General features: G+C 69.7%; 17 protein-coding genes. 9 read left to right on the forward strand and 8 right to left on the reverse strand.

Features of this window, described 5'->3' with window-relative positions; genetic code table 11:
* Nucleotides 1-31: 31 nt before the first annotated feature.
* Complete coding sequence (ileS, locus tag ACFQVC_RS33725) at nt 32-3,175, reverse strand: isoleucine--tRNA ligase (RefSeq protein ID WP_381837808.1); 3,144 nt, start codon at nt 3,173-3,175, stop codon at nt 32-34.
* Between the two features lie 633 nt (nt 3,176-3,808).
* On the opposite strand from ileS, the gene ACFQVC_RS33730 reads away from it, so the two are divergent.
* From ACFQVC_RS33730 to ACFQVC_RS33750, 5 genes are all read left to right on the forward strand, one after another.
* Complete coding sequence (locus ACFQVC_RS33730) at nt 3,809-5,077, forward strand: TraR/DksA family transcriptional regulator (protein ID WP_381837810.1); 1,269 nt, start codon at nt 3,809-3,811, stop codon at nt 5,075-5,077.
* Nucleotides 5,078-5,144: 67 nt separating this feature from the next.
* A complete protein-coding gene (gene lspA, locus ACFQVC_RS33735) occupies nt 5,145-5,756 on the forward strand; it encodes a signal peptidase II (protein ID WP_381837812.1) in 612 nt (203 codons plus the stop codon).
* Nucleotides 5,757-5,876: 120 nt separating this feature from the next.
* Complete coding sequence (locus ACFQVC_RS33740) at nt 5,877-6,818, forward strand: RluA family pseudouridine synthase (protein WP_381837814.1); 942 nt, start codon at nt 5,877-5,879, stop codon at nt 6,816-6,818.
* The gene (locus ACFQVC_RS33745; RefSeq protein ID WP_381837816.1) at nt 6,815-7,279 is read left to right on the forward strand and encodes a GNAT family N-acetyltransferase; all 465 of its coding nucleotides are present in this window, start codon (nt 6,815-6,817) and stop codon (nt 7,277-7,279) included. The genes ACFQVC_RS33740 and ACFQVC_RS33745 overlap by 4 nt, the downstream gene beginning before the upstream one ends.
* 233 nt (nt 7,280-7,512) lie before the next feature.
* Nucleotides 7,513-9,099 (forward strand): Na+/H+ antiporter, encoded by a 1,587-nt coding sequence (locus tag ACFQVC_RS33750; RefSeq protein WP_381837817.1) that lies wholly within the window; start codon nt 7,513-7,515, stop codon nt 9,097-9,099.
* An 18-nt stretch (nt 9,100-9,117) separates the two neighbouring features.
* Here ACFQVC_RS33750 and ACFQVC_RS33755 read toward each other — a convergent pair whose 3' ends face one another.
* Nucleotides 9,118-10,215, reverse strand: a complete 1,098-nt coding sequence (locus ACFQVC_RS33755; protein WP_381837819.1) for a mechanosensitive ion channel family protein — start codon at nt 10,213-10,215, stop codon at nt 9,118-9,120.
* A 45-nt stretch (nt 10,216-10,260) separates the two neighbouring features.
* Here ACFQVC_RS33755 and ACFQVC_RS33760 point away from each other — a divergent pair, with 45 nt between their 5' ends.
* Nucleotides 10,261-10,830 carry a dienelactone hydrolase family protein gene (locus ACFQVC_RS33760; protein WP_381837821.1) on the forward strand — a complete coding sequence of 190 codons (570 nt, stop codon included), beginning with the start codon at nt 10,261-10,263 and terminating at the stop codon, nt 10,828-10,830.
* 26 nt (nt 10,831-10,856) lie between these two features.
* On the opposite strand, the gene ACFQVC_RS33765 is transcribed toward ACFQVC_RS33760, so the two are convergent.
* The 5 genes from ACFQVC_RS33765 to ACFQVC_RS33785 form a co-directional block, all read right to left on the reverse strand.
* Nucleotides 10,857-12,428: a serine/threonine-protein kinase gene (locus ACFQVC_RS33765; RefSeq protein ID WP_381837823.1), complete on the reverse strand. Its 1,572-nt coding sequence runs from the start codon at nt 12,426-12,428 to the stop codon at nt 10,857-10,859.
* 5 nt (nt 12,429-12,433) lie between these two features.
* On the reverse strand, nt 12,434-14,113 hold the full coding sequence (locus ACFQVC_RS33770) for an alkaline phosphatase D family protein (RefSeq protein ID WP_381837825.1): 1,680 nt from the start codon (nt 14,111-14,113) through the stop codon (nt 12,434-12,436).
* Between the two features lie 167 nt (nt 14,114-14,280).
* Nucleotides 14,281-15,099 carry a DsbA family protein gene (locus ACFQVC_RS33775; protein WP_381837827.1) on the reverse strand — a complete coding sequence of 273 codons (819 nt, stop codon included), beginning with the start codon at nt 15,097-15,099 and terminating at the stop codon, nt 14,281-14,283.
* Between the two features lie 45 nt (nt 15,100-15,144).
* Nucleotides 15,145-15,834, reverse strand: coding sequence for a hypothetical protein (locus tag ACFQVC_RS33780; RefSeq protein ID WP_381837829.1), 690 nt, complete (start codon nt 15,832-15,834; stop codon nt 15,145-15,147).
* A 66-nt stretch (nt 15,835-15,900) separates the two neighbouring features.
* The gene (locus ACFQVC_RS33785; protein WP_381837831.1) at nt 15,901-17,229 is read right to left on the reverse strand and encodes a DUF2252 domain-containing protein; all 1,329 of its coding nucleotides are present in this window, start codon (nt 17,227-17,229) and stop codon (nt 15,901-15,903) included.
* A gap of 234 nt (nt 17,230-17,463) precedes the next feature.
* Here ACFQVC_RS33785 and dnaE point away from each other — a divergent pair, with 234 nt between their 5' ends.
* Nucleotides 17,464-21,006 (forward strand): DNA polymerase III subunit alpha, encoded by a 3,543-nt coding sequence (dnaE, locus tag ACFQVC_RS33790; RefSeq protein ID WP_381837833.1) that lies wholly within the window; start codon nt 17,464-17,466, stop codon nt 21,004-21,006.
* Nucleotides 21,007-21,108: 102 nt separating this feature from the next.
* Nucleotides 21,109-21,354 carry a hypothetical protein gene (locus tag ACFQVC_RS33795; RefSeq protein ID WP_381837834.1) on the forward strand — a complete coding sequence of 82 codons (246 nt, stop codon included), beginning with the start codon at nt 21,109-21,111 and terminating at the stop codon, nt 21,352-21,354.
* Nucleotides 21,355-21,467: 113 nt separating this feature from the next.
* On the opposite strand, the gene ACFQVC_RS33800 is transcribed toward ACFQVC_RS33795, so the two are convergent.
* On the reverse strand, nt 21,468-21,635 hold the full coding sequence (locus ACFQVC_RS33800; protein ID WP_381837836.1) for a hypothetical protein: 168 nt from the start codon (nt 21,633-21,635) through the stop codon (nt 21,468-21,470).
* Nucleotides 21,636-21,908: 273 nt separating this feature from the next.
* On the opposite strand from ACFQVC_RS33800, the gene ACFQVC_RS33805 reads away from it, so the two are divergent.
* On the forward strand, nt 21,909-23,153 hold the full coding sequence (locus ACFQVC_RS33805; protein WP_381837838.1) for an NYN domain-containing protein: 1,245 nt from the start codon (nt 21,909-21,911) through the stop codon (nt 23,151-23,153).
* Nucleotide 23,154: the final 1 nt, after the last annotated feature.

The raw sequence follows: 23,154 nt of genomic DNA on the forward strand, positions 1-23,154 counted from the left end.
GACGCCGGGCCTTGGTGTTGCCGTGCGGCGCTTACGCCTCGGTCTTGCGGAGGCGGAAGGTGAGGGACAGGCCCTCGTCGGTGAAGGGCTCGCCGTACGCCTCGTCGGCCTCGCCCTCGGCGAAGTCCAGGGCGAGGACCTCGTCCGCGATGAGGGGGGTGTGCTCGGTCAGGGCCGCCGTCGTGTCCGCGGCCGTCGCCGACCAGCGGACCGCGATCCGGTCCGCGACGTCCAGGCCGCTGTTCTTGCGGGCCTCCTGGATGAGGCGGATGGCGTCACGGGCGAGGCCCGCGCGGCGCAGATCGTCGGTGATCTCCAGGTCGAGGGCGACGGTGGCGCCGGCCTCGGAGGCGACGGACCAGCCCTCGCGCGGGGTCTCCGTGATGAAGACCTCATCGGGGGTGAGGGTCACCTGCTCGCCCTCGACCTCGATCGTCGCGGAGCCGTCGCGCAGGGCCAGGGAGAGAGCCGCCGCGTCGGCATCGGCGACGGCCTTCGCCACCGCTTGCACGCCCTTGCCGAAACGCTTGCCCAGGGCGCGGAAGTTGGCCTTGGCCGTGGTGTCGACCAGGGAGCCGCCCACCTCGGAGAGCGAGGCGAGGGACGAGACGTTCAGCTCTTCGGTGATCTGGGCGCGGAGTTCCTCGCCAAGGGTCTCGAAGCCGGTCGCCGCGACCAGGGCGCGGGACAGCGGCTGGCGGGTCTTCACACCGGACTCGGCGCGGGTCGCGCGGCCCAGTTCGACCAGGCGCCGCACCAGTGCCATCTGCTGCGAAAGCGCCGGGTCGACAAGGGACTTGTCGGCCTCGGGCCAGGTCGACAGATGCACCGACTCCGGGGCGTCGGGGGTGACCGGGACCACCAGGTCCTGCCAGACCCGCTCGGTGAGGAACGGGGTCAGCGGGGCCATCAGGCGCGTGACCGTCTCGACGACTTCGTGCAGGGTGCGCAGGGCCGCCTTGTCGCCCTGCCAGAAGCGGCGGCGGGAGCGGCGCACGTACCAGTTGGAAAGGTTGTCGACGAAGGCCGAAAGGAGCTTGCCCGCACGCTGGGTGTCGTACGACTCAAGGGCGTCGGTGCTCTGGTCGACCAGGTCGTTCAGCTCGCTGAGCAGCCAGCGGTCCAGGAGCGGGCGGTCGGCCGGGGCCGGGTCCGCGTCCGAGGGGGCCCACTTCGACGTACGGGCGTACAGGGCCTGGAAGGCGACCGTGTTCCAGTACGTGAGGAGGGTCTTGCGGACGACCTCCTGGATCGTGCCGTGGCCGACGCGGCGGGCCGCCCAGGGGGAGCCGCCCGCGGCCATGAACCAGCGCACCGCGTCCGCGCCGTGCCGGTCCATCAGCGGGATCGGGTCCAGGGTGTTGCCCAGGTGCTTGGACATCTTGCGGCCGTCCTCGGCGAGGATGTGGCCGAGGCAGACGACGTTCTCGTACGACGACTTGTCGAAGACGAGGGTGCCGACGGCCATGAGTGTGTAGAACCAGCCGCGGGTCTGGTCGATGGCCTCGGAGATGAACTGCGCCGGGTAACGGCTCTCGAACAGCTCCTTGTTCTTGTGGGGGTAGCCCCACTGCGCGAACGGCATCGAACCCGAGTCGTACCAGGCGTCGATGACCTCCGGCACGCGGTACGCCTCCAGCTGGCAGTCGGCGTGCGTGCAGGTGAAGGTGATCTCGTCGATGAACGGGCGGTGCGGGTCGAGTGCCGACTGGTCGGTGCCCGTGAGCTCGGAGAGCTCGGCGCGGGAGCCCACACAGGAGAGATGGCCTTCCTCACAGCGCCAGATGGGCAGCGGGGTGCCCCAGTAGCGGTTGCGGGACAGGGCCCAGTCGATGTTGTTGTTCAGCCAGTCGCCGAAGCGGCCGTGCTTGACGGACTCCGGGAACCAGTTGGTCTTCTCGTTCTCCTCGAGCAGGCGGTCCTTGACGGCCGTGGTGCGGATGTACCAGGACGGCTGCGCGTAGTAGAGGAGCGCCGTGTGGCAGCGCCAGCAGTGCGGATAGCTGTGCTCGTACGGGATGTGCCTGAAGAGCAGGCCGCGGGCGGAGAGGTCCTCGGTGAGCTTTTCGTCGGCCTTCTTGAAGAAGACGCCGCCGACGAGCGGGACTTCCTCCTCGAAGGTGCCGTCGGGGCGGACCGGGTTCACCACCGGCAGGCCGTACGCACGGCAGACCTTGAGGTCGTCCTCACCGAAGGCGGGGGACTGGTGGACCAGGCCGGTGCCGTCTTCGGTGGTGACGTATTCGGCGTTGACCACGTAGTGCGCGGGAGCGGGGAACTCCACCAGCTCGAAGGGGCGCTGATACGTCCAGCGCTCCATTTCGGCGCCGGTGAAGGTCTGGCCCGTGGCCTCCCAGCCCTCGCCGAGCGCCTTCTCCAGGAGAGGCTCGGCGACCACGAGCTTCTCGGTGCCGTCGGTGGCGACGACATAGGTCACCTCGGGGTGGGCGGCGACCGCGGTGTTGGAGACGAGCGTCCAGGGGGTCGTCGTCCAGACCAGGAGAGCGGCCTCGCCGGCGAGGGGGCCGCCGGTGAGCGGGAAGCGGACGTAGACGGACGGGTCGACGACCGTTTCGTAGCCCTGCGCCAGCTCGTGGTCCGAGAGGCCGGTGCCGCAGCGGGGGCACCAGGGGGCGACGCGGTGGTCCTGGACGAGCAGGTCCTTGTTGAAGATCTCCTTCAGGGACCACCAGACGGAGTCGACGTACTCCGGGTTCATCGTCCGGTACGCGTCGTCGAGGTCGACCCAGTAGCCCATGCGCGTCGTCAGGTCGGCGAAGGCGTCGGTGTGCCGGGTCACGGACTCACGGCACTTGGCGTTGAACTCGGCGATGCCGTACGCCTCGATGTCCTTCTTGCCGTTGAAGCCGAGCTCCTTCTCGACGGCGAGCTCGACGGGCAGGCCATGGCAGTCCCAGCCGGCCTTGCGTGCGACGTGGTAGCCGCGCATCGTGCGGAAGCGCGGGAAGACGTCCTTGAAGACGCGGGCCTCGATGTGGTGGGCGCCCGGCATGCCGTTGGCGGTGGGCGGGCCCTCGTAGAACACCCACTCGGGGCGGCCCTCGGACTGCTCCAAGCTCTTGGCAAAGATCTTCTGCTCGCGCCAGAAGTCGAGCACGGCATGCTCGAGGGCGGGCAGGTCGACCTGGGCGGGCACCTGGCGGTACTGCGTCATCGATCTTCCTCCGGCGGACACTGCTCGATTCCGTCGGAGGGACGAGAGCTGCTCTGCGCCTGGTGCGGCGCGGGCTCCCGCGGTACCACCCTCCTTGGCCCGCCGGGCGCGGGTCTGCGCCGGTGAGCCCCCTCATTGGGGTCGCGATGCCGGGTCTACTGGCCTCAGCTGTGGTGCTGACGTGCTGCTGTGGCGTTCTTCCGGCGGCTCCGGGGTGATCTTCGCGTTCGCGCCGGCCCCCGGGCTCGCACCGTCCCCGGGTCGCTCATGGCTGCGTACGGACGCTACTCGTCCCCATCCATGCTTTTCGCTGTGCCCAGTGTACGGGCCCGGCGCGGGGCAGGCCGACCGGTTTCCGGAGCTACGGACGGGAGCCCTGGAAGCGCCTATTCCGGTGGGCGGCCGAGCTGCGCGGAGTGACCCGAATGGGCATACGGCCGCAGGCGGAGTCCGGCTGGCCGGGCTCGGCGGATTACCCGGCGGAGAGCTGGGCACAACGGATGCATGCCCGCCGCGCGGTACCCACGGGGCGGGCGAATCGGGCGGCGTGCCCCGTTGCCGCGGGCCTGGAGTCGATTTATCGTCCCAGCACGATTCGCGAGCAAGATCACAATATGTGAAGGGGCCGCGGCCATGGTGGCGAAGAAGACCGCCGTACAGGAGTCGGCGTCCGCCAGATCCACTGGTGCGGCGGCCAAAGACGTGACCGGCAAGAAGAGCACCGTCGCAGGCGCGGCCCATGCCGAGAAGGCGGGCAAGGCCGCCGGGAAGGCGGGCAAGAGCGCCGAGGCGGGGAAGGGCACCGCGAAGAAGTCGGCGGCCGAGAAGGCCACGGCCGGGACGGCCGCGGCCAAGGAGGAGGCGGCCGAGCCCGCGGCTCCAAAGGCGGCGGCCAAGAAGGCCGCCGCGAAGAAGACCACTGCCGGGGCCACGGCGAAGAAGGCCGCCGCGGCGGCCGGTGGGAGCGGCGCCAAGAAGGCCGCGTCGGCCGGGAAGGCGGCGGCGAAGAAGGCCGCTGCCGGGGCGACGGCAGGGGAGGAGGCGCAGCCGGAGGGCGCGAAGAAGGCCTCCGGTTCCTCCGGTGCCGCAGGTGCCGCCGGTGCGAAGAAGGCCTCCGCCGAGAAGGCGGCGGCCACGGACACCGGCGGGGCCAAGAAGACCGCCGCGAAGAAGACGGCGGCCAAGAAGAGCACGGCCAAGACCGCGACGGCCGGACAGAAGACGGGCTCCGCAGCGGGTGCAGATGCGGAGGAGCCGGCGGCCGGGGCGGACGCCGAGGGGAAGGGCGCGACCAAGAAGGCTGCCGCCGCGGCGGAAAAGGGCGCCGCGGCGACTGAGGCACCGGGCAGGAAGACGGCCGCGTCCGCGGCCGGTGACGCGGCCGATGCCGCGAAGAAGACGGGAGCCAGGTCGGTGGTTGCGAAGAAGACTCCGGGGGCGGCGACAACGGCACAGAAGGCGGCCTCCGCCGTACCCAAGGCGCGTGCGGTGGCGGAGGCGGAGCCGGGCGAGCTCGCGGTGCGGCCGGGTGAGGACCCGTGGACTCCCGCCGAGGTGGCGGAGGCCCGCACCCTGCTGTCCGAGGAGGCGGGACGGCTGCGTACCGAGATCCTGACGTCCGAGGAGGCGCTGGCCGGGCTGATGCGGGACTCCGGGGACGGCGCGGGTGACGACCAGGCCGACACCGGGACGAAGAACATCACGCGCGAGCACGAGATGGCCCTGGCCGCCAACGCCAAGGAGATGCTGGAGCAGACCGAGCGCGCCCTCGAGCGGCTCGACGCCAACACCTATGGCCTGTGCGAGAACTGTGGGCAGGCGATCGGCAAGGCGCGGATGCAGGCTTTCCCACGCGCCACTCTGTGCGTCGAGTGCAAGCAGAAGCAGGAACGGCGCTACTGAGACTCGGTCGTCGTATGGGTGTGCCGTACCCTCATCCTCAGTCAGGTATCTAGGTTGAGGGACTCACGTGGCAGAGGCGGAGCGCATCATCGGTACGCCAGATGTTGAGGGTGCGGAGCCGGGGCGGGACGACGGCACGGAGAACCCCGAGACGCAGTCGGAGGCACAGGCGCAGTCGCAGGAGCGGCCCAAGGGGCGGCGCAAGATCGCGGTGCTGTTCGCCGTGGCCGCCTTCGCGTACGCCATCGACCTGATCAGCAAGATGATCGTGGTCGCCGAACTCGAGCACCACGAGCCGATCCAGGTCATCGGCGACTGGCTGCGGTTCGAGGCCATCCGGAACGCGGGCGCCGCCTTCGGGATCGGTGAGGCCTTCACCGTGATCTTCACCTTTATCGCGGCGACCGTGATCGTGGTGATCGCCCGGCTCGCCCGCAAGCTGTACAGCCTGCCCTGGGCGATCGCGCTCGGCCTGCTGCTCGGCGGTGCCCTCGGCAACCTCACCGACCGGATCTTCCGTGCCCCCGGGGTCTTCGAGGGTGCGGTGGTCGACTTCATCGCGCCCAAGGGGTTCGCGGTGTTCAACCTGGCGGACTCCGCGATCGTGTGCGGCGGCATCCTGATCGTGATCCTGTCCTTCCGCGGGCTCGACCCGGACGGGACCGTCCACAAGGACTGAGCTCCGGGCGGCGAGGACCGGGTTCCGGCTGGCGGACGACGCCCGCGCGGGGCCGGTGTACGAAGGCCCTCGCGAGGACTGGCGTACGAAAGGGCGCGGCCGGTCGGTCATACTCGTGGAGTGAGCACCATTCCCGAGATCCGCACCCTGCCCGTGCCCGACGGCCTGGAGGGCGAGCGTGTCGACGCCGCCATCTCCCGCATGTTCGGCTTCTCCCGTACCAAGGCCGCCGAGCTGGCCGCGGCGGGGAAGGTCCAGGTCGACGGCGCCGTCGTCGGAAAGTCCGAGCGGGTGCACGGCGGGGCCTGGCTCGAGGTGGAGATGCCGCAGGCCGCGCCGCCCGTGCAGATCGTGGCCGAGCCGGTCGAGGGCATGGAGATCGTGCATGACGACGACGACATCGTCGTGATCGTCAAGCCGGTCGGTGTGGCCGCGCACCCCAGCCCCGGCTGGACCGGCACCACCGTGATCGGCGGCCTCGCGGCGGCCGGCTACCGGATCTCGACCTCCGGTGCCGCCGAGCGCCAGGGCATCGTGCACCGGCTCGACGTCGGCACATCGGGCCTCATGGTCGTGGCCAAGTCCGAGTACGCGTACACGTCGCTGAAGCGGCAGTTCAAGGAGCGCACGGTCGACAAGCGCTACCACGCGCTCGTGCAGGGCCACCCGGATCCGCTCAGCGGCACCATCGACGCCCCCATCGGGCGTCACCCCAACCACGACTACAAGTGGGCGGTCACCGCCGAGGGCAAGCCCTCCGTGACGCACTACGACCTGATCGAGGCGTTCCGGGCGGCCTCGCTGCTCGACATCAAGCTGGAGACCGGGCGCACCCACCAGATCCGGGTCCATATGTCGGCCCATCGGCACCCGTGCGTGGGCGATCTGACCTACGGCGCCGACCCGACCCTCGCCAAGCGGCTCGGTCTGACGCGGCAGTGGCTGCACGCCATGCGGCTCGGCTTCGAGCACCCCGGTGACGGGCGCTGGGTGGAGTTCGAGAGCGACTACCCCGACGACCTGCAGCAGGCCCTCGACCGGGTGCGGGCGGAGAGCGAATGACCGCCTTCCAGGTGCGGGTGGTGCGGGACGCGGCCGAACTGGAGCTGTGTTTCGCGGTCCGCAAGGACGTCTTCGTCGTCGAGCAGCAGGTGCCCGAGGACATCGAGTACGACGCGTACGACGCCGGTGCTGTGCATGTGCTCGCCGTCGCGGACGACGGGGCGGCGCTCGGTACCGGGCGGCTGCTGCACGGCCCCGCGGCCGCGGAGAAGGTCGGCGGCGATCTCGCCGTCGGCTCCCTCGGGCGGCTCGCGGTGACCCGCTCCGCGCGGGGACTCGGTGTGGGGGCGGCGCTGGTGCGGGGGATCGAGGACGTCGCCCGGGAGCGGGGGCTCACCGCGGTCGACCTGCATGCCCAGACGCATGCGCTCAAGTTCTACGAGCGGCTTGGATACGCGGCTTACGGTCCCGAGTTCCTGGACGCCGGGATTCCGCATCTGGCCATGCGGCGGGCTCTTTAGGGCTGCGCAGGGCCGGACAGGGCCGGACAGGGCCGGACAGGGCCGCACAGGGCCGCACAGGGCCGCACAGGGCCGGGCCTTGTGCGGGGGATCAGTTTCTGCAGCGACCGGACAGCGCCCGGTGTGCCGGGTTTGTCGCTTTCGCGTGGCAGGCTTGAGAGCGCGTTTCCGATCTTCAGTTCCCCGGGAGCGCATCGCCGAAGCCCGCGCGAGACCGTCCGGAGGCCACCGAAGTGGACCAGTTGGCGCTGCTGTTCGTCCTGCTCCTCGGGGCCGTCCTGAGCGTGCCGCTCGGCGAGCGGCTCAGGCTGCCGGCGCCGGTCCTCATGACGCTCGCCGGAATCGTGCTCGCGCTGCTCCAGTTCGTGCCGAATGTCGACATCCCGCCCGAGTACATCCTGCCGCTGGTGCTGCCTCCGCTGCTCTACGCCTCCGTACAGCGCACCTCCTGGCGCCAGTTCACGGCGAATCTGCGGCCGATCCTGCTGCTCGCCGTGGCCCTGGTGCTCGTCACCATGGTCGCGGTCGCCGCGGTCGCCAACTCCATCGTGCCGGGCCTGCCGATCGCCGCGGCCTTCGCGCTCGGGGCGCTCGTGGCGCCGCCCGACCCGGTCGCCGCGACCGCCGTGGCCGGCCAACTCGGGCTCCCCAGGCGCCTGGTGTCGATCCTGGAGGGCGAGGGGCTCTTCAACGACGTCACGGCGATCGTGCTGTACCACGTGGCCATCGCGGCGGCCGTCAGCGGCACCTTCTCACTGCCCGACGCCGCCCTCGACCTGGTGCTCTCCGCGGTCGTCGCGATCGCCATCGGCCTCGCCATCGGCTGGACGGCCAACAAGCTGATGGGCTTCCTCGGCGACCCGACGCTGCAGGTCGGCCTGACGCTCCTGGTGCCCTTCGTGTCGTACGTACTCGCCGAGGAGCTCAAGGGGTCCGGGGTGCTCGCGGTCCTGGTGACCGCGCTGTTCCTCGCCGAGTACGCGGTGGACGCCGACGACGTGATGGGGCGGCTCGCGGGCCGCACCTTCTGGGAAGTCGTGGACACCCTGGTGACCGGTATCGCGTTCGGGCTCATCGGGCTCGAACTGCACAACGCCATCAAGACCGCGTCGGGGCGATGGGCGGAGCTGATCGGCTGGGCCGCCGCGGTGACCGCGGTGGTCGTCCTCGTACGACTGCTGTGGCTGCTGCCCGCGACCTGGGTCGCCAAGAAGCTGCACAGCCTGCGCGACTACGACGAGGAGATCCCCGTCAGCTGGCGGGAGACCGTCGTCATGTGGTGGTCGGGGATGCGCGGCGTGGCCTCCGTGGCGCTGGCGCTCGCCATCCCCAAGACCATGGAGAACGGAGAGCCGTTCCCGGTCCGCGACGAGATCATCTTCATCGCCTTCGGGGTCATCATGGCGACCCTCGTGGTGCAGGGGCTCACCTTGCCCTGGCTGGTGCGGAAGCTGGGTGTGGAGGCGGACGCCGAGGTCGAGGAGGCCTTCGAGAAGGAGCTGGCGATCCGGGCCGCGAAGGCCGCGAAGCGGCGGCTCAAGGAGATCCAGGAGGTCGAGGAGCTGCCGGACGAGTTCGCCGAGCAACTGGCCCGCCGCGCCTATGACATCGGGGCCCGGATCAGCCCCGACATGGTCGACGACGACCGCAAGGCGGCCTACGTCAAGCGGACCGCGTGGATGAAGCGGGTACGGCGGATCCAGGGCGAGATGATGTCCGCCGCCCGGCACGAGGTGCTGTCGGCACGCAGCGAGCCGGGGGCGGACCCGGAGATCGTGGACCGGGTGCTGCGGCACCTGGATGTGCGCAGCCTGCGGTAGCCGTGTGGGGGCGGCCGGTCAGCCCCTGCCCGTGCGGGGCACCTCCCCGTCCGGCGATGCGTGCTCGGTGTGCAGGTCCTCCGGCGGGCGGACCGCGGGGGACGTGGTGATACGGGGCAGGGCGTAGGGATGGTGGTCGCAGAGCCAGGCCAGGAGCTGCTCGCGGACGGCGACCCGGACCGTCCAGACGTCGTCCGCGTCCTTGGCCGTGACCAGGGCGCGGACCTGCATCGTGGACGGGGTGGTGTCCGTGACGGCCAGGCCCCAGTCGCGGCCGTCCCAGGCCGGGCACTCGCGCAGGATGGTGTGCAGCTGCTCGCGCATCTCGTGGACGGGGGCGGTGTGGTCCAGGTGGAAGAAGACCGTGCCGGTCATCTGGGCGCCGCCGCGCGACCAGTTCTCGAACGGCTTCGACGTGAAGTACGAGACCGGCATGGTGATCCGGCGCTCGTCCCAGGTGCGTACGGTCAGGAAGGTCAGCGTGATCTCGTCGACCGTGCCCCACTCGCCGTCCACCACGACGGTGTCGCCGAGCCGCACCATGTCGCCGAAGGCGATCTGGAAGCCGGCGAAGAGATTGCCGAGGGTGGACTGGGCGGCGATACCGGCGACGATGCCGAGGACACCGGCGGAGGCGAGCAGCGATGCGCCCGCCGTGCGCATGGCGGGGAAGGTGAGCAGGATCGCGGCGGCGGCCACCACACCGACGATGGCGGTGACCACCCGCATGATGAGCGTCACCTGGGTGCGCACCCGGCGTACTCGGGCCGGGTCGCGGCTGGTGGTGGCGTAACGGGCGTAGGACGACTCGACGATCGCCGCCGTGATCCGCACCACCAGCCATGCGGACGAGGCGATGAGGACGAGGCTCAGAATGTGCCCGATGTCCCCCGAGCGGGACTCGAGGATCTCGGCCTGCTCATAGGAAGCGGCCAACAGCACGGTGCACAGGACGACTTGAAGGGAAAGGCGGCAGCGGCGCAGAAGGCCCCACAGGGGAGTCTCGTGGTGCCGCGCGTCAGCGCGTTGCAGTAGCCGGTCCACCAGCCATCCGACGACCAGTGTGAGTACGACCGAGCCACCGAGGACGATCAGTGGACGCAGTACGTTCTCCATGTGTTCGAGAGTAGGGGGCGCTCGTACGCCTGGCACGATGGCCCCATGGACATCATGCTTTTCCACTCGGCCTTCGGCCTACGCCCCGCGGTGCACGCGGCGGCGGAGCGACTGCGTGCCGCGGGGCACGAGGTGCACGTGCCCGACCTCTACGACGGGCGGACCACCGAGACAGTCGAGGAGGGCATGAAGATCAAGGACGAGATCGGCACGGACGAGCTGCTCAGGCGGGCCGTGACCGCCTCCGCGCCGCACTCCGAGCGGGGTCTCGTCTACGCCGGGTTCTCGCTCGGCGGCTCCCTCGCGCAGAATCTCGCCCTGGCCGACGAGAAGGCCCGCGGCCTGCTTCTGCTGCACGGCACATCGGATCTCACGGACGACGCGTCCGTGGACGACCTGCCGGTGCAGCTGCATGTCGCCGACCCGGATCCGTTCGAACCGGACGACTGGCTGAACGCCTGGTATCTGCGGATGCGGCGGGCGGGTGCGGACGTGGAGGTCTTCCGCTACCGGGGCGCGGGGCACCTCTACACCGACCCGGACCTCGCGGATTACGACGCGGAGGCGGCGGAGGAGACCTGGCGGGCGGCGCTCGGGTTTCTCGAGTCGCTCTAGGGAGCTGTTTCCGGGAACCGGCCGCTCTAGGGGCGGGTGCAGCGGCCGGTGGTGGTGCCGGTCGCGGTGGGGGCGCAGATGTAGGCGCGGTCCGCCGCGTTGTCGCTGACGTAGCGGCCCACGCACTGGTTCTTGGTGGTCAGGCCGATGCCCTGGCAGTACGAGACGGCCTCTTCGCCGTTGGCGAAACCGGGGGAGTAGAGCATCCAGTAGCCCGGCTTGAGTGCGTCGTAGGCGCCGCTTTCCAGATACGTGGCGTTGTCGGCGCCCTTGGCGCGCAGCGCGGCCAGCTGGCGGTCCCTGGCTCCCGTACCGGCCGACTTGGGCACGGAGGCCAGCTGGGCCACCCACCGTCCGGCGGCCGGCAGGGGGGTCGGGTCCTGGGGCGGGGCCGAGGTGGTGGGCGGTGAGGTGGTGGGGGTCGGGGTCGCGCTCGGGCTCTGGCTCGGGCTGTGGCTCGGTGACGCCTGGCTCTGACCGGGTGTCGCGGGGGCCGAACCCGTGCCGCCCGTACCGCCGTTGTCCGTCCCCGGGTCCTTCTTGCCGGCGTCGCGCAGGGCGAACACCAGGGCCGTTGCGGCCACGACGGCGACGGCCACCGCGATCACCGCGATGAGTACGGGCGTACGGCTGCGGCTGCGGGGCACCGGCCGTGGTTCCGGTGCCGTCGGCCCGGCTGCGCCGGAGTCGGGGAAGGGCGGGCCCGGCAGGCGCTGCGCGGGTGAGGTCACGGCCGCGGCCCAGATCGGCGGGGCCTCGGCCTGCCGGAGCAGCGCTTCGAGCCGGTCCGCGTCCGGGCGGGCCGCCGGGTCGCGTACGAGCAGGGCGCGCAGGACCGGGGCGAGGGGCCCGGCGGCGTGCACGGACGGTGGCACCGGGGCTTCGAGTACCGCGGTGAGCGTGGCCAGGGTGGTGGACCGGCGCATCGGGCTGATGCCTTCCACGGCGGCGTACAGCACCAGTCCGAGGGACCACAGGTCCGATGCCGGGTCGTTGTCGGTGCCGCGGACGCGTTCGGGGGCCATGTACTCGGGGGAGCCGACGAGGGCGTCGGCCGCGGTGAGCGCGGTGGCGCCCTGCAGGGCGGCGATGCCGAAGTCGGTGAGGACCGCCGAGCCGTCCTCGCGCAGCATGATGTTGGCGGGCTTGACGTCCCGGTGGTGGATCCCCGCGGCGTGTGCGGCGCGCAGGGCGGAGAGCACCATCAGGCCGATACGGGCGGCTTCGCGCGGTTCGAGCACGCCCTCGTCCAGGCGGTCCTGGAGGGTGCGGCCCGACAGCAGCTCCATGACGATCCACGGGTGCGCGTCCTCGCCGGTGTCGACGATCTGGTGGACGGTCACCACATGGGGGTGGTTGAGGCGGGCGAGCGCGCGGGCCTCGCGCAGCACCCGCTCACGCTGGACGTGCCGCTCGTCGGCGGTCAACGAGGGGTCGGGGGGCCGGACTTCCTTGAGCGCCACCTCGCGGTGCAGGGAGAGGTCGCGGGCCCGCCATACGGTGCCCATGCCGCCGCTGCCGAGCTTTTCGAGCAGCTCGAAGCGGCCCTCGACCAGGCTGCCGGCTCTGCGGCCGCCCGTGCCCCCGTCCCCGTTCATGCGGATCAGCGTACGGGCTGATCCGCCCGCTCGACACGCTGTGTGCCGGAAAGGGTGCGGTACGAACGGGCCCATGTGGCGCTCGCGTTGGCGTCGGCCTTGTCGGAGAGGACGTAGTAGTCCATCTGCGAGCGCTCGGCCGTGACGTCGAGGACGCCGTAGCCGTGCGAGTCCATGTCCAGCCACTTCACATGGCGGTTGGCGGCCCTGACCGCGCCGACGGCCACCAACGACACGGTGTGCGGGGCGACATGGAGGATGTCGTCGAGGTTGTCCGATGTGACCGAGGTGACCACGAACTCCGTCGCCGCGGACTTCGAGAGCGGATACGTCGCCGCCTTCACCGGCACGTCGTTCGCCCAGGCCATGTGGATGTCGCCGGTCAGGAAGACGGTGTCCTTGATGGCGTGGTCCGTGAGGTGGGCCAGGAGCTCCTTGCGGTCGTCGGTGTAGCCGTCCCACTGGTCGACATTGACCGCGAGACCTTCCTTGGGCAGGCCGAGCAACTCGGCGATGGGGCCGAGGAGATGGGCCGGTACGGAGCCGAAGGCCACCGGCGAGATCATCACCGAGGTGCCGACCAGCTTCCACTGGGCGTCCGACCTGGACAGGCCCTGCTTGAGCCAGTCGAGCTGGGCGCGTCCGGTGATCGTGCGGTCCGGGTCGTCCACGTCGCCGTTGCCGATGCCCGACTGCTGCGAGCGGAAGGAGCGCAGATCCAGCAGGTGCAGATCGGCCAGCTTGCCGTAGCGGATGCGGCGGTAGACGGTGCCCTCGGTGGCGGGGCGTACCGGCATCCACTCGAAGTAGGCCTGTTTCGCGGCGGCCTGGCGCGCGGCCCAGTCGCCCTCGGTCTCCGGGGTGTGGTTCTCGGCGCCGCCCGACCAGGTGTCGTTCGCGATCTCGTGGTCGTCCCAGATGGCGATGACGGGGTGGCTGCCGTGCAGGGCCTGGAGGTCGGCGTCCGTCTTGTACTTGCCGTGCCGGGTGCGGTAGTCGGCGAGCGAGACGATCTCGTGCTGCGGCTCGTGCCGGCGCAGGAGGTCGTCGTCGGCCGGGTAGCCGCCGGACGCGTACTCGTAGATGTAGTCGCCGAGATGGAGGACCGCGTCCAGGTCGGCGCGGGCGGCGAGATGGCGGTACGCGGCGAACCAGCCCGCCTCCCAGTTGGCGCAGGAGACCACGCCGAAGCGGACGCCCGGTGCCTTGGCGTCGTGGGCGGGGGTGGTGCGGGTGCGGCCGACGGGGGAGACGGCGGGTGAGCTGCCAGGGGCGCCGTCGGAGGAGCCGCCGGGGTCGGCCGTGAAACGGAAGTAATAGTCCGTCGCCTGGCGCAGGCCCCTTACATCCGCCTTCACGGTGTGGTCGGAGGCGGCGCTCGCCGTGGTGCTGCCGGTGCCGACGACCCTGGTGAAGGACTTGTCCTCGGCTATCTCCCAACTCACCTTGACGTCCGGGCCCTTGCCCGAGCCGGGGACGGCCTCGGGGGTGGGCGTGACCCGGGTCCACAGCAGGATCCCGTCGGGCAGCGGGTCGCCGGAGGCGACGCCGTGCAGAAAGGCGGGGGCCTGTGCGGCGTGGGCGAAGGGTGCGGCCGCCAGGGGTACGGCGACGGCGGCGGTGGCCGCGGCTGCTTTGACAACCGTGCGGCGGGTGGGGCTTGTTGAAGCGAGTCTACTGGTCACGAGCGATCAGATTACTGACCAGTATGGGCGAAGAGCGGGCGAACTCCGAAAGTTCGCCCGCTCTTCCGCTCCTCGTCGATCAAGCCTTGAGCACCCCGGCAGGCGGGCTCAGGCCCTCGGCGTCCAGGCCGTCGTGCGCTGCGTGGCTCAGGCCTTCACGGCGCGACTCAGGCCTTGAGCGCCTCGTCGATCGTCTTCTTGAACTGCTCCGCGGTCATCGGCGTGCCCTTCTGGCCGTTGATGTCCGCCTCGAGCTTCTTGCCGTCCATCTTCAGCGTGGGGGTGCCCTCGACGCCGCTCTGCTGGAACGTGTCGGACATCGCGAGGGCCCACTTGTCGAAGGTGCCGTCCTCGACGTCCTTCTGGAACTTCTTGTTGTTCTTCAGCTCCGGGACCTCGTTCGCGATCTTGATCAGATTCGCGTCGTCCTTGAACTTGTCGTCGCTCTCCTCGGGGTGGTTCGCGGCCGAGTACATCGCGGCCTTGTAGCCGAGGAAGGCGTCCTCGCTGACGTTGAGGGCGGCGCCGAGCGCGCTGAGCGCGTTCTTGGAGCCCTCACCGCCGGCGCCGTCGTCGATGAAGGAGGCGCCGAAGAACTGGACCTTGTACTTGCCGGCCTCGACGTCCTTCTTGACCTGCTCGCCGGCGCCCTGCTCGAAGGTGGCGCAGACCGGGCAGCGCGGGTCCTCGTAGAGCTCCAGGGTCTTCTTGGCGCTGTCCTTGCCGAGGACGACCGTCGTGCCGTTCTTGCCCTCGGTGTTGGCCGGCTTGACGAGCTTCTTGTCCTTCGCGGCTTCCCACTGACCGGGCTTGGTGGCCTGGACGACGGCATAGCCGACGCCGCCCGCGATGGCCAGGACGCCCACGATGCTCAGGGCGACGATCGCTTGCCGGCGGGCCTTGGCCTTCTTGGCCTGCCGCTCCCGCTCGGCGCGCAGCCGCTCGCGGGCCGCCGTCTTCGCCGCCTGGCTGTTGCGCTTGCTCATGGTTCCGTTCTCCGTTTGATGGCGTTGTATGGGGACTTGGTGTGCTCAGGCGAAAACAGGGCCCGGGCACGGCGGTCCACGCCGGCTGACGGAGTGCGCGAAGAGCCACGCGCGCGTGGTGCGTATCTGGTGGGCGGGGCGCGGGGTGCGGCGCACCGGCTCCAGGTGCACCGTGACCACGGCCACCGCGAGGAGGAGGGGCCGGAAGGCGAGCTTGCCGGCCGCGCGCAGCAGCTGCGCGAGGGCGCTCTCGCCGCGCCGCAGCCAGGCGGCCGCGAGCAGCCCCACTCCGACGTGCGCGGCGAGCAGCAGCCAGGCCGCGGCCGGGTCGGCGGAGGCGAGCAGTTCGGCGGCGGGACGCTCACCGGCGCCCGCTGCCCGGGCGAATGAGGTGCCCACGGCCTCGCCGCCGCACAGCACATCGAGGCCGAAGGCGCGCAGCGGGCCCGCGACGGGGCCGCCCGCCTGGCCGTAACAGACATGCTGGCCCGTGGTGAAGACGGTGTCCGCGGCCAGCTCCAGGGGGATGAGGAGCGAGGCGATCCGCCAGTAGCCCCGCTCGCGCCCGGCGAGCAGATAGGCGAGCGCGAAGACACCCGCGCCCACGGCGGCGACGGTGGTCAGCGGCAGCGGCACCCGGGACAGCAGCACGTGGGAGGCGGCGGACAGCGTCACGACGACCGCCGTGAAGAGCGCTGCCCGCAGCATCCTCGGCTGCGTCCCGGATATGTCCATCGCCCGAGAGTGTGCCATGGCGATAAGTAAGGCCCCCCTCAAGGTTTCCTGTGTGCCGCCTGCTCGCTACAGACCCGGAATCCGGCCGTTACGGAACAGGTCCACGAAGATCTGGTGATCCTGGCGGGCCCGCGCGCCGTACTCGTGCGCGAACTGCACAAGGAGTTCGTCGAAGCCCTGCTCGTCCGCGGCGATCGCGGCGTCTATGGCGCGCTCGGTGGAGAACGGCACCAGGTCCGAGTGGCCGCTCTCGTCGTCCGCCGCGGCGTGCATGGCGGCGGTGGCCCGGCCCAGGTCGGCGACGACGGCGGCGATCTCCTCAGGGTCATCGATATCGGACCAGTCCAGGTCCACGGCGTACGGCGAGACCTCGGCGACCAGCTGACCCGCGCCGTCCAGCTCGGTCCAGCCCAGCCAGGGGTCGGCGTGCGCCTGCAGCGCGCGCTGGGAGATCACCGTGCGGTGGCCCTCGTGCTGGAAGTACTCCCGGATCGCGGCGTCCGTGATGTGGCGCGAGACCGCGGGGGTCTGGGCCTGCTTCATATAGATCACGACGTCGTTCTCGAGGGCGTCGGAATTGCCCTCCAGCAGGATGTTGTACGACGGCAGGCCCGCGGAGCCGATGCCGATGCCGCGGCGGCCCACCACGTCCTTCACGCGGTACGAGTCGGGGCGGGTCAGGGAGGACTCGGGGAGGGTCTCCAGATAGCCGTCGAAGGCGGCCAGGACTTTGTACCGCGTGGCGGCGTCCAGCTCGATGGAGCCGCCGCCGGGGGCGAAGCGGCGCTCGAAGTCGCGGATCTCCGTCATCGACTCGAGGAGCCCGAAGCGGGTCAGGGAGCGGGCCGAGCGCAGGGCGTCCAGGAGCGGGCCCTCGGCGGTGTCCAGGGTGAAGGGCGGCACCTCGTCGTCCTTGGCGCCGGTGGCCAGGGCGTGGATGCGCTCGCGGTACGCCGTGGCGTAGATCCGGACGAGTTCGGTGATCTGCTCGTCGCTGAGCGCCTTCGAGTAGCCGATCAGGGCGACGGAGGCGGCGAAGCGCTTGAGGTCCCAGGTGAACGGGCCGACGTAGGCCTCGTCGAAGTCATTGACGTTGAAGATCAGGCGGCCCTGGGAGTCCATGTACGAGCCGAAGTTCTCCGCGTGCAGATCGCCGTGGATCCAGACCCGGCCGGTGCGGTCGTCCAGGTACGGACCGCCGTGCTGCTCGCGCTCCAGGTCGTGGTAGAAGAGGCAGGCCGTGCCGCGGTAGAAGGCGAAGGCGGAGGCCGCCATCTTGCGGAACTTCACGCGGAACGCGGCCGGGTCGGCGGCGAGGAGCTCGCCGAACGCGGTGTCGAAGACGGCGAGGATCTGCTCGCCGCGCTGCTCAGCGCTGAGCTGGGGTACCGACATCGCTGGGTGCCTCCTGGTGCATGACATTTGGGACAGGTGTTCCGCCCCTTCCAACGTACGAACGTATTCGTGAGTGCCCGGCCGACGGTAGCCCGGACCACCCCACGGCTGTCAGTCCCCGGACGTAGACTTCAGCGCTGTCCCCCCAGTCCGTCATCGCGCCCACCCGTCACCCGACCGCCGCCCCTCATCGAGGCGCTGCGCGCCGCACCTGCCTATTGGAGGTCCTCCGTCGTGACCAAGCCGCCTTTCACGCACCTGCACGTCCACACCCAGTACTCACTGCTGGACGGTGCCGCGCGGCTCAAGGACATGTTCAATGCCTGCAATGAGATGGGCATGACGCACGTCGCGATGACGGACCACGGCAACCTCCACGGGGCGTACGACTTCTTCCATTCGGCGAAGAAGGCGGGTGTCACCCCGATCATCGGCATCGAGGCGTACGTCGCGCCCGAGTCCCGGCGCAACAAGCGCAAGATCCAGTGGGGCCAGCCGCACCAGAAGCGCGATGACGTGTCCGGTTCGGGTGGTTATACCCACAAGACGATCTGGGCGGCGAACAAGACCGGCCTGCACAACCTCTTCAAGCTCTCCTCGGACGCGTACGCCGAGGGCTGGCTGCAGAAGTGGCCGCGGATGGACAAGGAGACGATCTCCCAGTGGTCGGAGGGGCTCATCGCCTCCACCGGCTGCCCGTCCGGCGAGCTGCAGACCCGGCTGCGCCTCGGCCAGTTCGACGAGGCCCTGAAGGCCGCCTCTGAGTACCAGGACATCTTCGGCAAGGACCGGTACTTCCTGGAGCTGATGGACCACGGTATCGAGATCGAGCGCCGTGTCCGTGACGGCCTCCTGGAAGTCGGCAAGAAGCTCGGCATCCCGCCCCTGGTGACGAACGACTCGCACTACACCTACGCGAACGAGTCGACGGCGCACGACGCCCTGCTGTGCATCCAGACCGGCAAGAACCTCTCGGACCCGGACCGCTTCCGCTTCGACGGCACCGGTTACTACCTCAAGACGACCGACGAGATGTACGCCATCGACTCCTCGGACGCCTGGCAGGAGGGCTGCCGCAACACCCTCCTGGTGGCCGAACAGATCGACACCACCGGCATGTTCGAGAAGCGCGACCTCATGCCGAAGTTTGAGATCCCCGAGGGCTTCACCGAGGTCACCTGGTTCCAGGAGGAAGTCCGGGTCGGCATGAACCGCCGCTACCCGGGCGGTGTGCCCGAAGACCGGCAGAAGCAGGCCGAGTACGAGATGGACATCATCATCCAGATGGGGTTCCCGGGGTACTTCCTCGTCGTCGCCGACTTCATCATGTGGGCCAAGAACAACGGCATCGCGGTGGGTCCGGGCCGAGGCTCCGCGGCCGGTTCGATCGTCGCGTACGCCATGGGCATCACCGACCTCGACCCGATCACGCACGGACTGATCTTCGAGCGGTTCCTCAACCCCGAGCGCGTCTCCATGCCCGATGTCGACATCGACTTCGACGAGCGCAGGCGCGTCGAAGTGATCCGGTATGTGACGGAGAAGTACGGCGCCGACAAGGTCGCCATGATCGGCACCTACGGCAAGATCAAGGCGAAGAACGCCATCAAGGACTCCGCGCGCGTGCTCGGTTATCCGTACGCGATGGGCGACCGCCTCACCAAGGCGATGCCCGCCGACGTCCTCGGCAAGGGCATCGACCTCTCCGGCATCACCGACCCCGCACACCCGCGCTACGGCGAGGCGGGCGAGATCCGCGGGATGTACGAGAACGAACCGGACGTGAAGAAGGTCATCGACACCGCCAAGGGCGTCGAGGGCCTGGTCCGGCAGATGGGTGTGCACGCGGCCGGCGTGATCATGTCCAGCGAGCCGATCGTCGACCACGCCCCGCTCTGGACGCGGCACACGGACGGCGTGACCATCACGCAGTGGGACTACCCCCAGTGCGAGTCGCTCGGCCTGCTCAAGATGGACTTCCTGGGCCTGCGAAACCTGACCATCATGGACGACGCCGTCAAGATGGTGCGGGCCGGCAAGGGCATCGACCTGGAGATGCTCTCGCTCCCGCTGGACGACCCGAAGACCTTCGAACTGCTCTGCCGCGGTGACACGCTGGGTGTCTTCCAGTTCGACGGCGGCCCGATGCGCTCGCTCCTGCGCCAGATGCAGCCCGACAACTTCGAGGACATTTCCGCCGTTTCGGCCCTGTACCGCCCGGGCCCGATGGGCATGAACTCGCATATCAACTACGCGGAGCGGAAGAACGGCCGCCAGGAGATCACCCCGATCCACAAGGAGCTCGAAGAGCCCCTGAAGGAGACCCTGGGTCTCACCTACGGCCTGATCGTGTACCAGGAGCAGGTGCAGAAGGCCGCCCAGATCGTCGCCGGCTACTCACTCGGCGAAGCCGACATCCTGCGCCGCGTGATGGGCAAGAAGAAGCCGGAGGAGCTGGAGAAGAACTTCGTCCTCTTCCAGGCGGGCGCCCGTAAGAACGGCTTCTCGGACGAGGCGATCCAGGCCCTGTGGGACGTCCTGGTGCCCTTCGCCGGCTATGCGTTCAACAAGGCGCACTCCTCGGCGTACGGCCTGGTCACCTACTGGACCGCCTATCTGAAGGCCAACTACCCGGCCGAATACATGGCGGCGCTCCTCACCTCGGTGAAGGACGACAAGGACAAGTCGGCGGTCTATCTCAACGAGTGCCGCCGCATGGGCATCAAGGTGCTCCCGCCGAACGTCAACGAGTCGGAGCAGAACTTCGCCGCGCAGGGCGACGACGTGATCCTCTTCGGCCTCTCCGCCGTCCGTAACGTCGGGACGAACGTGGTCGAGGCGATCATCCGCGCCCGTAAGGCCAAGGGGAAGTTCACCTCGTTCCCCGACTATCTCGACAAGGTCGAGGCGGTCGTCTGCAACAAGCGCACCACCGAATCGCTCATCAAGGCGGGTGCGTTCGACGAGATGGGGCACACCCGCAAGGGCCTCACCGCACAGTACGAACCGATGATCGACAACGTGGTGCAGGTCAAGCGCAAGGAAGCCGAGGGCCAGTTCGACCTCTTCGGCGGCATGGGCGACGACGGCGGCGCCGACGAGCCGGGCTTCGGGCTCGATGTGGAGTTCGCCCAGGAGGAGTGGGAGAAGACCTATCTGCTCGCCCAGGAGCGGGAGATGCTCGGTCTGTATGTCTCCGACCACCCGCTGTTCGGCCTGGAGCACGTCCTGTCGGACAAGGCGGACGCGGGTATCTCGCAGCTCACCGGCGGTGACTTCTCCGACGGCTCGGTCGTCACCATCGGCGGCATCATCTCCGGCCTGCAGCGCAAGATGACCAAGCAGGGCAACGCATGGGCGATCGCCACGGTCGAGGACCTGGCGGGCTCCATCGAGTGCATGTTCTTCCCGGCGACCTACCAGCTGGTGTCGACCCAACTGGTCGAGGACGCCGTGGTGTTCGTCAAGGGCCGCCTCGACAAGCGCGAGGACGTGCCGCGCCTGGTCGCCATGGAGCTGATGGTCCCCGATCTGTCCAACGCGGGCACCAACGCCCCGGTGTTGATCACCATTCCGGCGGTCAAGGTCAATCCGCCGATGGTCAGCCGCCTCGGTGAGGTCCTCAGCCACCACAAGGGCAACTCCGAGGTGCGGATCAAGCTCGTCGGCGCCCGCAAGACCACGGTCCTGCGCCTGGACCGGCATCGCGTCCAGCCGGACCCGGCGCTCTTCGGTGATCTGAAGGTGCTGCTCGGGGCGCAGTGTCTGGCGGGGTGAGCCGGTCCCATTGATCTCGCCCTTACTTACCTGAAACGGACACCTCGGAGATTAAGATGCATCATGCATCTAATTGAACGGGTCACGTGAGGGATGATCGCGATGGTTTCCGCGGCAGTCGACAAGGCCGTATTTCTGCTGAAGGACGCCCACCAGTCACCGATGGACGCCCAGCGGTCGCTCAAGGGCTATTACCCGCAGATGGGCTTCACCGAGCGCCTCGACCATGTGCGGGCCGCCTATGCGGTGATCCGCGGCGGGCGGCGCGTGCAGCGCCCCGCCGTATCGGAGCTGCAGCAGCCGAGTTCGTTCATGGTCGCCCACGAGCGGCATGGATTCACCGACTGATCGTCTTTATTGATCGGTGCCGTAGCTGCGGGTCGGTGCCGTAACTGCAAGAAGGGCGCGCCCCGTTCGGGGCGCGCCCTTCTCGTAAAATGCCAGGGGGTGTGCGGCCCCGGTCAGTTGTGGCCGAACTTCTTCTGCCGCTTGCTGCGCTCAGCCATGTTGGAGGGGCTCGGAGCCTCGTTCTGGACCTCGGTCTGCTGCGGCTCGGCGCTGCGCTCGGGAGCCTGCTGCTGACCGCGGTCCTGGTCGCCGCCCTGCTTGCGATTCTTGTTCTTGGCCATGGTGATCTGCCTCCTGAGGGGGATCTAGGGGCCAGGGCCGGGACCAGATTCACATATGCCTACAAAGCGCGCATTTCAGAGAATTACCGTGCGTAATAAGCGCTGTCGGGAGGCGATCTGTCCCTACGCCGGAACGAAGTTCCCGATACGCCACGCCGAAGATCGAGTTCGGGCCGTTAACCCCCGCGCGGTCGGGCAGACTCGAAGGTAACCCGAAGCAAACCCGCCCCCGATTCCCGATGTCGGGGAGCCTCAGGGAAAGAGGGTGGAAGCGTGGACCGCTGCGTCGTCCTGGTGGACGCCGGCTATCTGCTCGGTGCCGCCGCGAGTCTGCTCGCCGGAGAACCCTCACGGTCACGGATCACCGTCGACCACACCGCGCTCATCCAGGCCCTGCGAGAACGGGCCGAGTCGGATACCGAGCGCCCCCTGCTGCGGATCTACTGGTTCGACGGCGCCCCCGACCGGGTGCCGCAGCCCGAGCACCGCAGGCTGCGCGTGATGCCCCGGGTCACCGTCCGGCTCGGTGCCCTGACCCGCAGCGACGGCCGCTGGGCGCAGAAGGGCGTGGACGCCGCGATGCACGCCGAGCTCACCGAACTCGCCCGTAACCGCGCCTGTTCCGATGTGGTCCTGGTGACCGGTGACGGTGATCTGCTGCCCGGCCTGATGTCCGCCAAGGAGCACGGCGTCGCCGTCCACCTGTGGGCCGTACAGGCCGCCGACGGCGACTACAACCAGTCCGAGGACCTGGTCGCCGAGGCCGACGAGCGCCGGGTCCTCGACCGCGCCTGGATCACCCAGGCCGTACGCGCCAAGGAACTCACCGGGATCTGCGCCCCGCAGCCCGCCCCGCGCCCCGAGATCGCCGCGATCCTCTCCGCGCCGCTGCCCGAGTCGGCCCTCGCCGCGGCCGCCGAACGCACCGCAGGGGAGGCCCAGACCGCGCAGAACGGCGCCGCCCCCGCCGATGCCGCCGAGCACACCGGGCCCGAGCGCACCCCCGCCGCCAAGGCCGGGGTGCCCACGCCCAAGGACCTCGCGGCCCTGCGCAGCCCCGGCGCCGCGGCGGCCAAGGAGCACACCAACGCGACGCTGCGCTGGTCGTCCGACAAGGGCTGGGTCGACCGGCCCGGCACCCCCGCCGAGACCGCGGACGCCGCGGCCCTGCCCACTCTCGCGCAGCTCACCACGGCCGAGCAGCGCTGGGCGGACCGCGAGGAGGACATCACCACGGTCGGCGGTGATCCGTACGAAGTGGGACAGGTCTTCGCGCGCCGCTGGATGGAACGCCTCCCGGAGTCCGCGGGCCTGCAGAAGCTGTCCACCATGTACCCCCGCATCCCGCACCGGATCGACGGTGAACTTCTGCGCTACGCCGCCCGGTTCGGGCTGCTCGCGCACAAGGACGACCAGATCGACGAGCACGACCGCTATGCGATCAGAGCCGGTTTCTGGCGCGAGATCGATGTGCGGACCGCCGCTGAGCAGGTCGCGGCGCCGGCACCGGCCGAGTAAT

Source organism: Streptomyces monticola, assembly GCF_042665355.1.
GTDB classification, from domain to species: domain Bacteria; phylum Actinomycetota; class Actinomycetes; order Streptomycetales; family Streptomycetaceae; genus Streptomyces; species Streptomyces monticola.

Excerpts from the sequence above, each read along its gene's own strand:
- ACFQVC_RS33755 (WP_381837819.1), bottom strand. The coding sequence starts at position 10,215 with ATGGAGAACGTACTGCGTCCACTGATCGTCCTCGGTGGCTCGGTCGTA.
- ACFQVC_RS33785 (WP_381837831.1), bottom strand. The coding sequence starts at position 17,229 with ATGTCGGTACCCCAGCTCAGCGCTGAGCAGCGCGGCGAGCAGATCCTC.
- ACFQVC_RS33730 (WP_381837810.1), top strand. The coding sequence starts at position 3,809 with ATGGTGGCGAAGAAGACCGCCGTACAGGAGTCGGCGTCCGCCAGATCC.
- ACFQVC_RS33760 (WP_381837821.1), top strand. The coding sequence starts at position 10,261 with ATGGACATCATGCTTTTCCACTCGGCCTTCGGCCTACGCCCCGCGGTG.
- ACFQVC_RS33775 (WP_381837827.1), bottom strand. The coding sequence starts at position 15,099 with ATGAGCAAGCGCAACAGCCAGGCGGCGAAGACGGCGGCCCGCGAGCGG.
- ACFQVC_RS33765 (WP_381837823.1), bottom strand. The coding sequence starts at position 12,428 with ATGAACGGGGACGGGGGCACGGGCGGCCGCAGAGCCGGCAGCCTGGTC.
- ileS (WP_381837808.1), bottom strand. The coding sequence starts at position 3,175 with ATGACGCAGTACCGCCAGGTGCCCGCCCAGGTCGACCTGCCCGCCCTC.
- ACFQVC_RS33800 (WP_381837836.1), bottom strand. The coding sequence starts at position 21,635 with ATGGCCAAGAACAAGAATCGCAAGCAGGGCGGCGACCAGGACCGCGGT.
- ACFQVC_RS33745 (WP_381837816.1), top strand. The coding sequence starts at position 6,815 with ATGACCGCCTTCCAGGTGCGGGTGGTGCGGGACGCGGCCGAACTGGAG.
- ACFQVC_RS33795 (WP_381837834.1), top strand. The coding sequence starts at position 21,109 with ATGGTTTCCGCGGCAGTCGACAAGGCCGTATTTCTGCTGAAGGACGCC.
- ACFQVC_RS33780 (WP_381837829.1), bottom strand. The coding sequence starts at position 15,834 with ATGGACATATCCGGGACGCAGCCGAGGATGCTGCGGGCAGCGCTCTTC.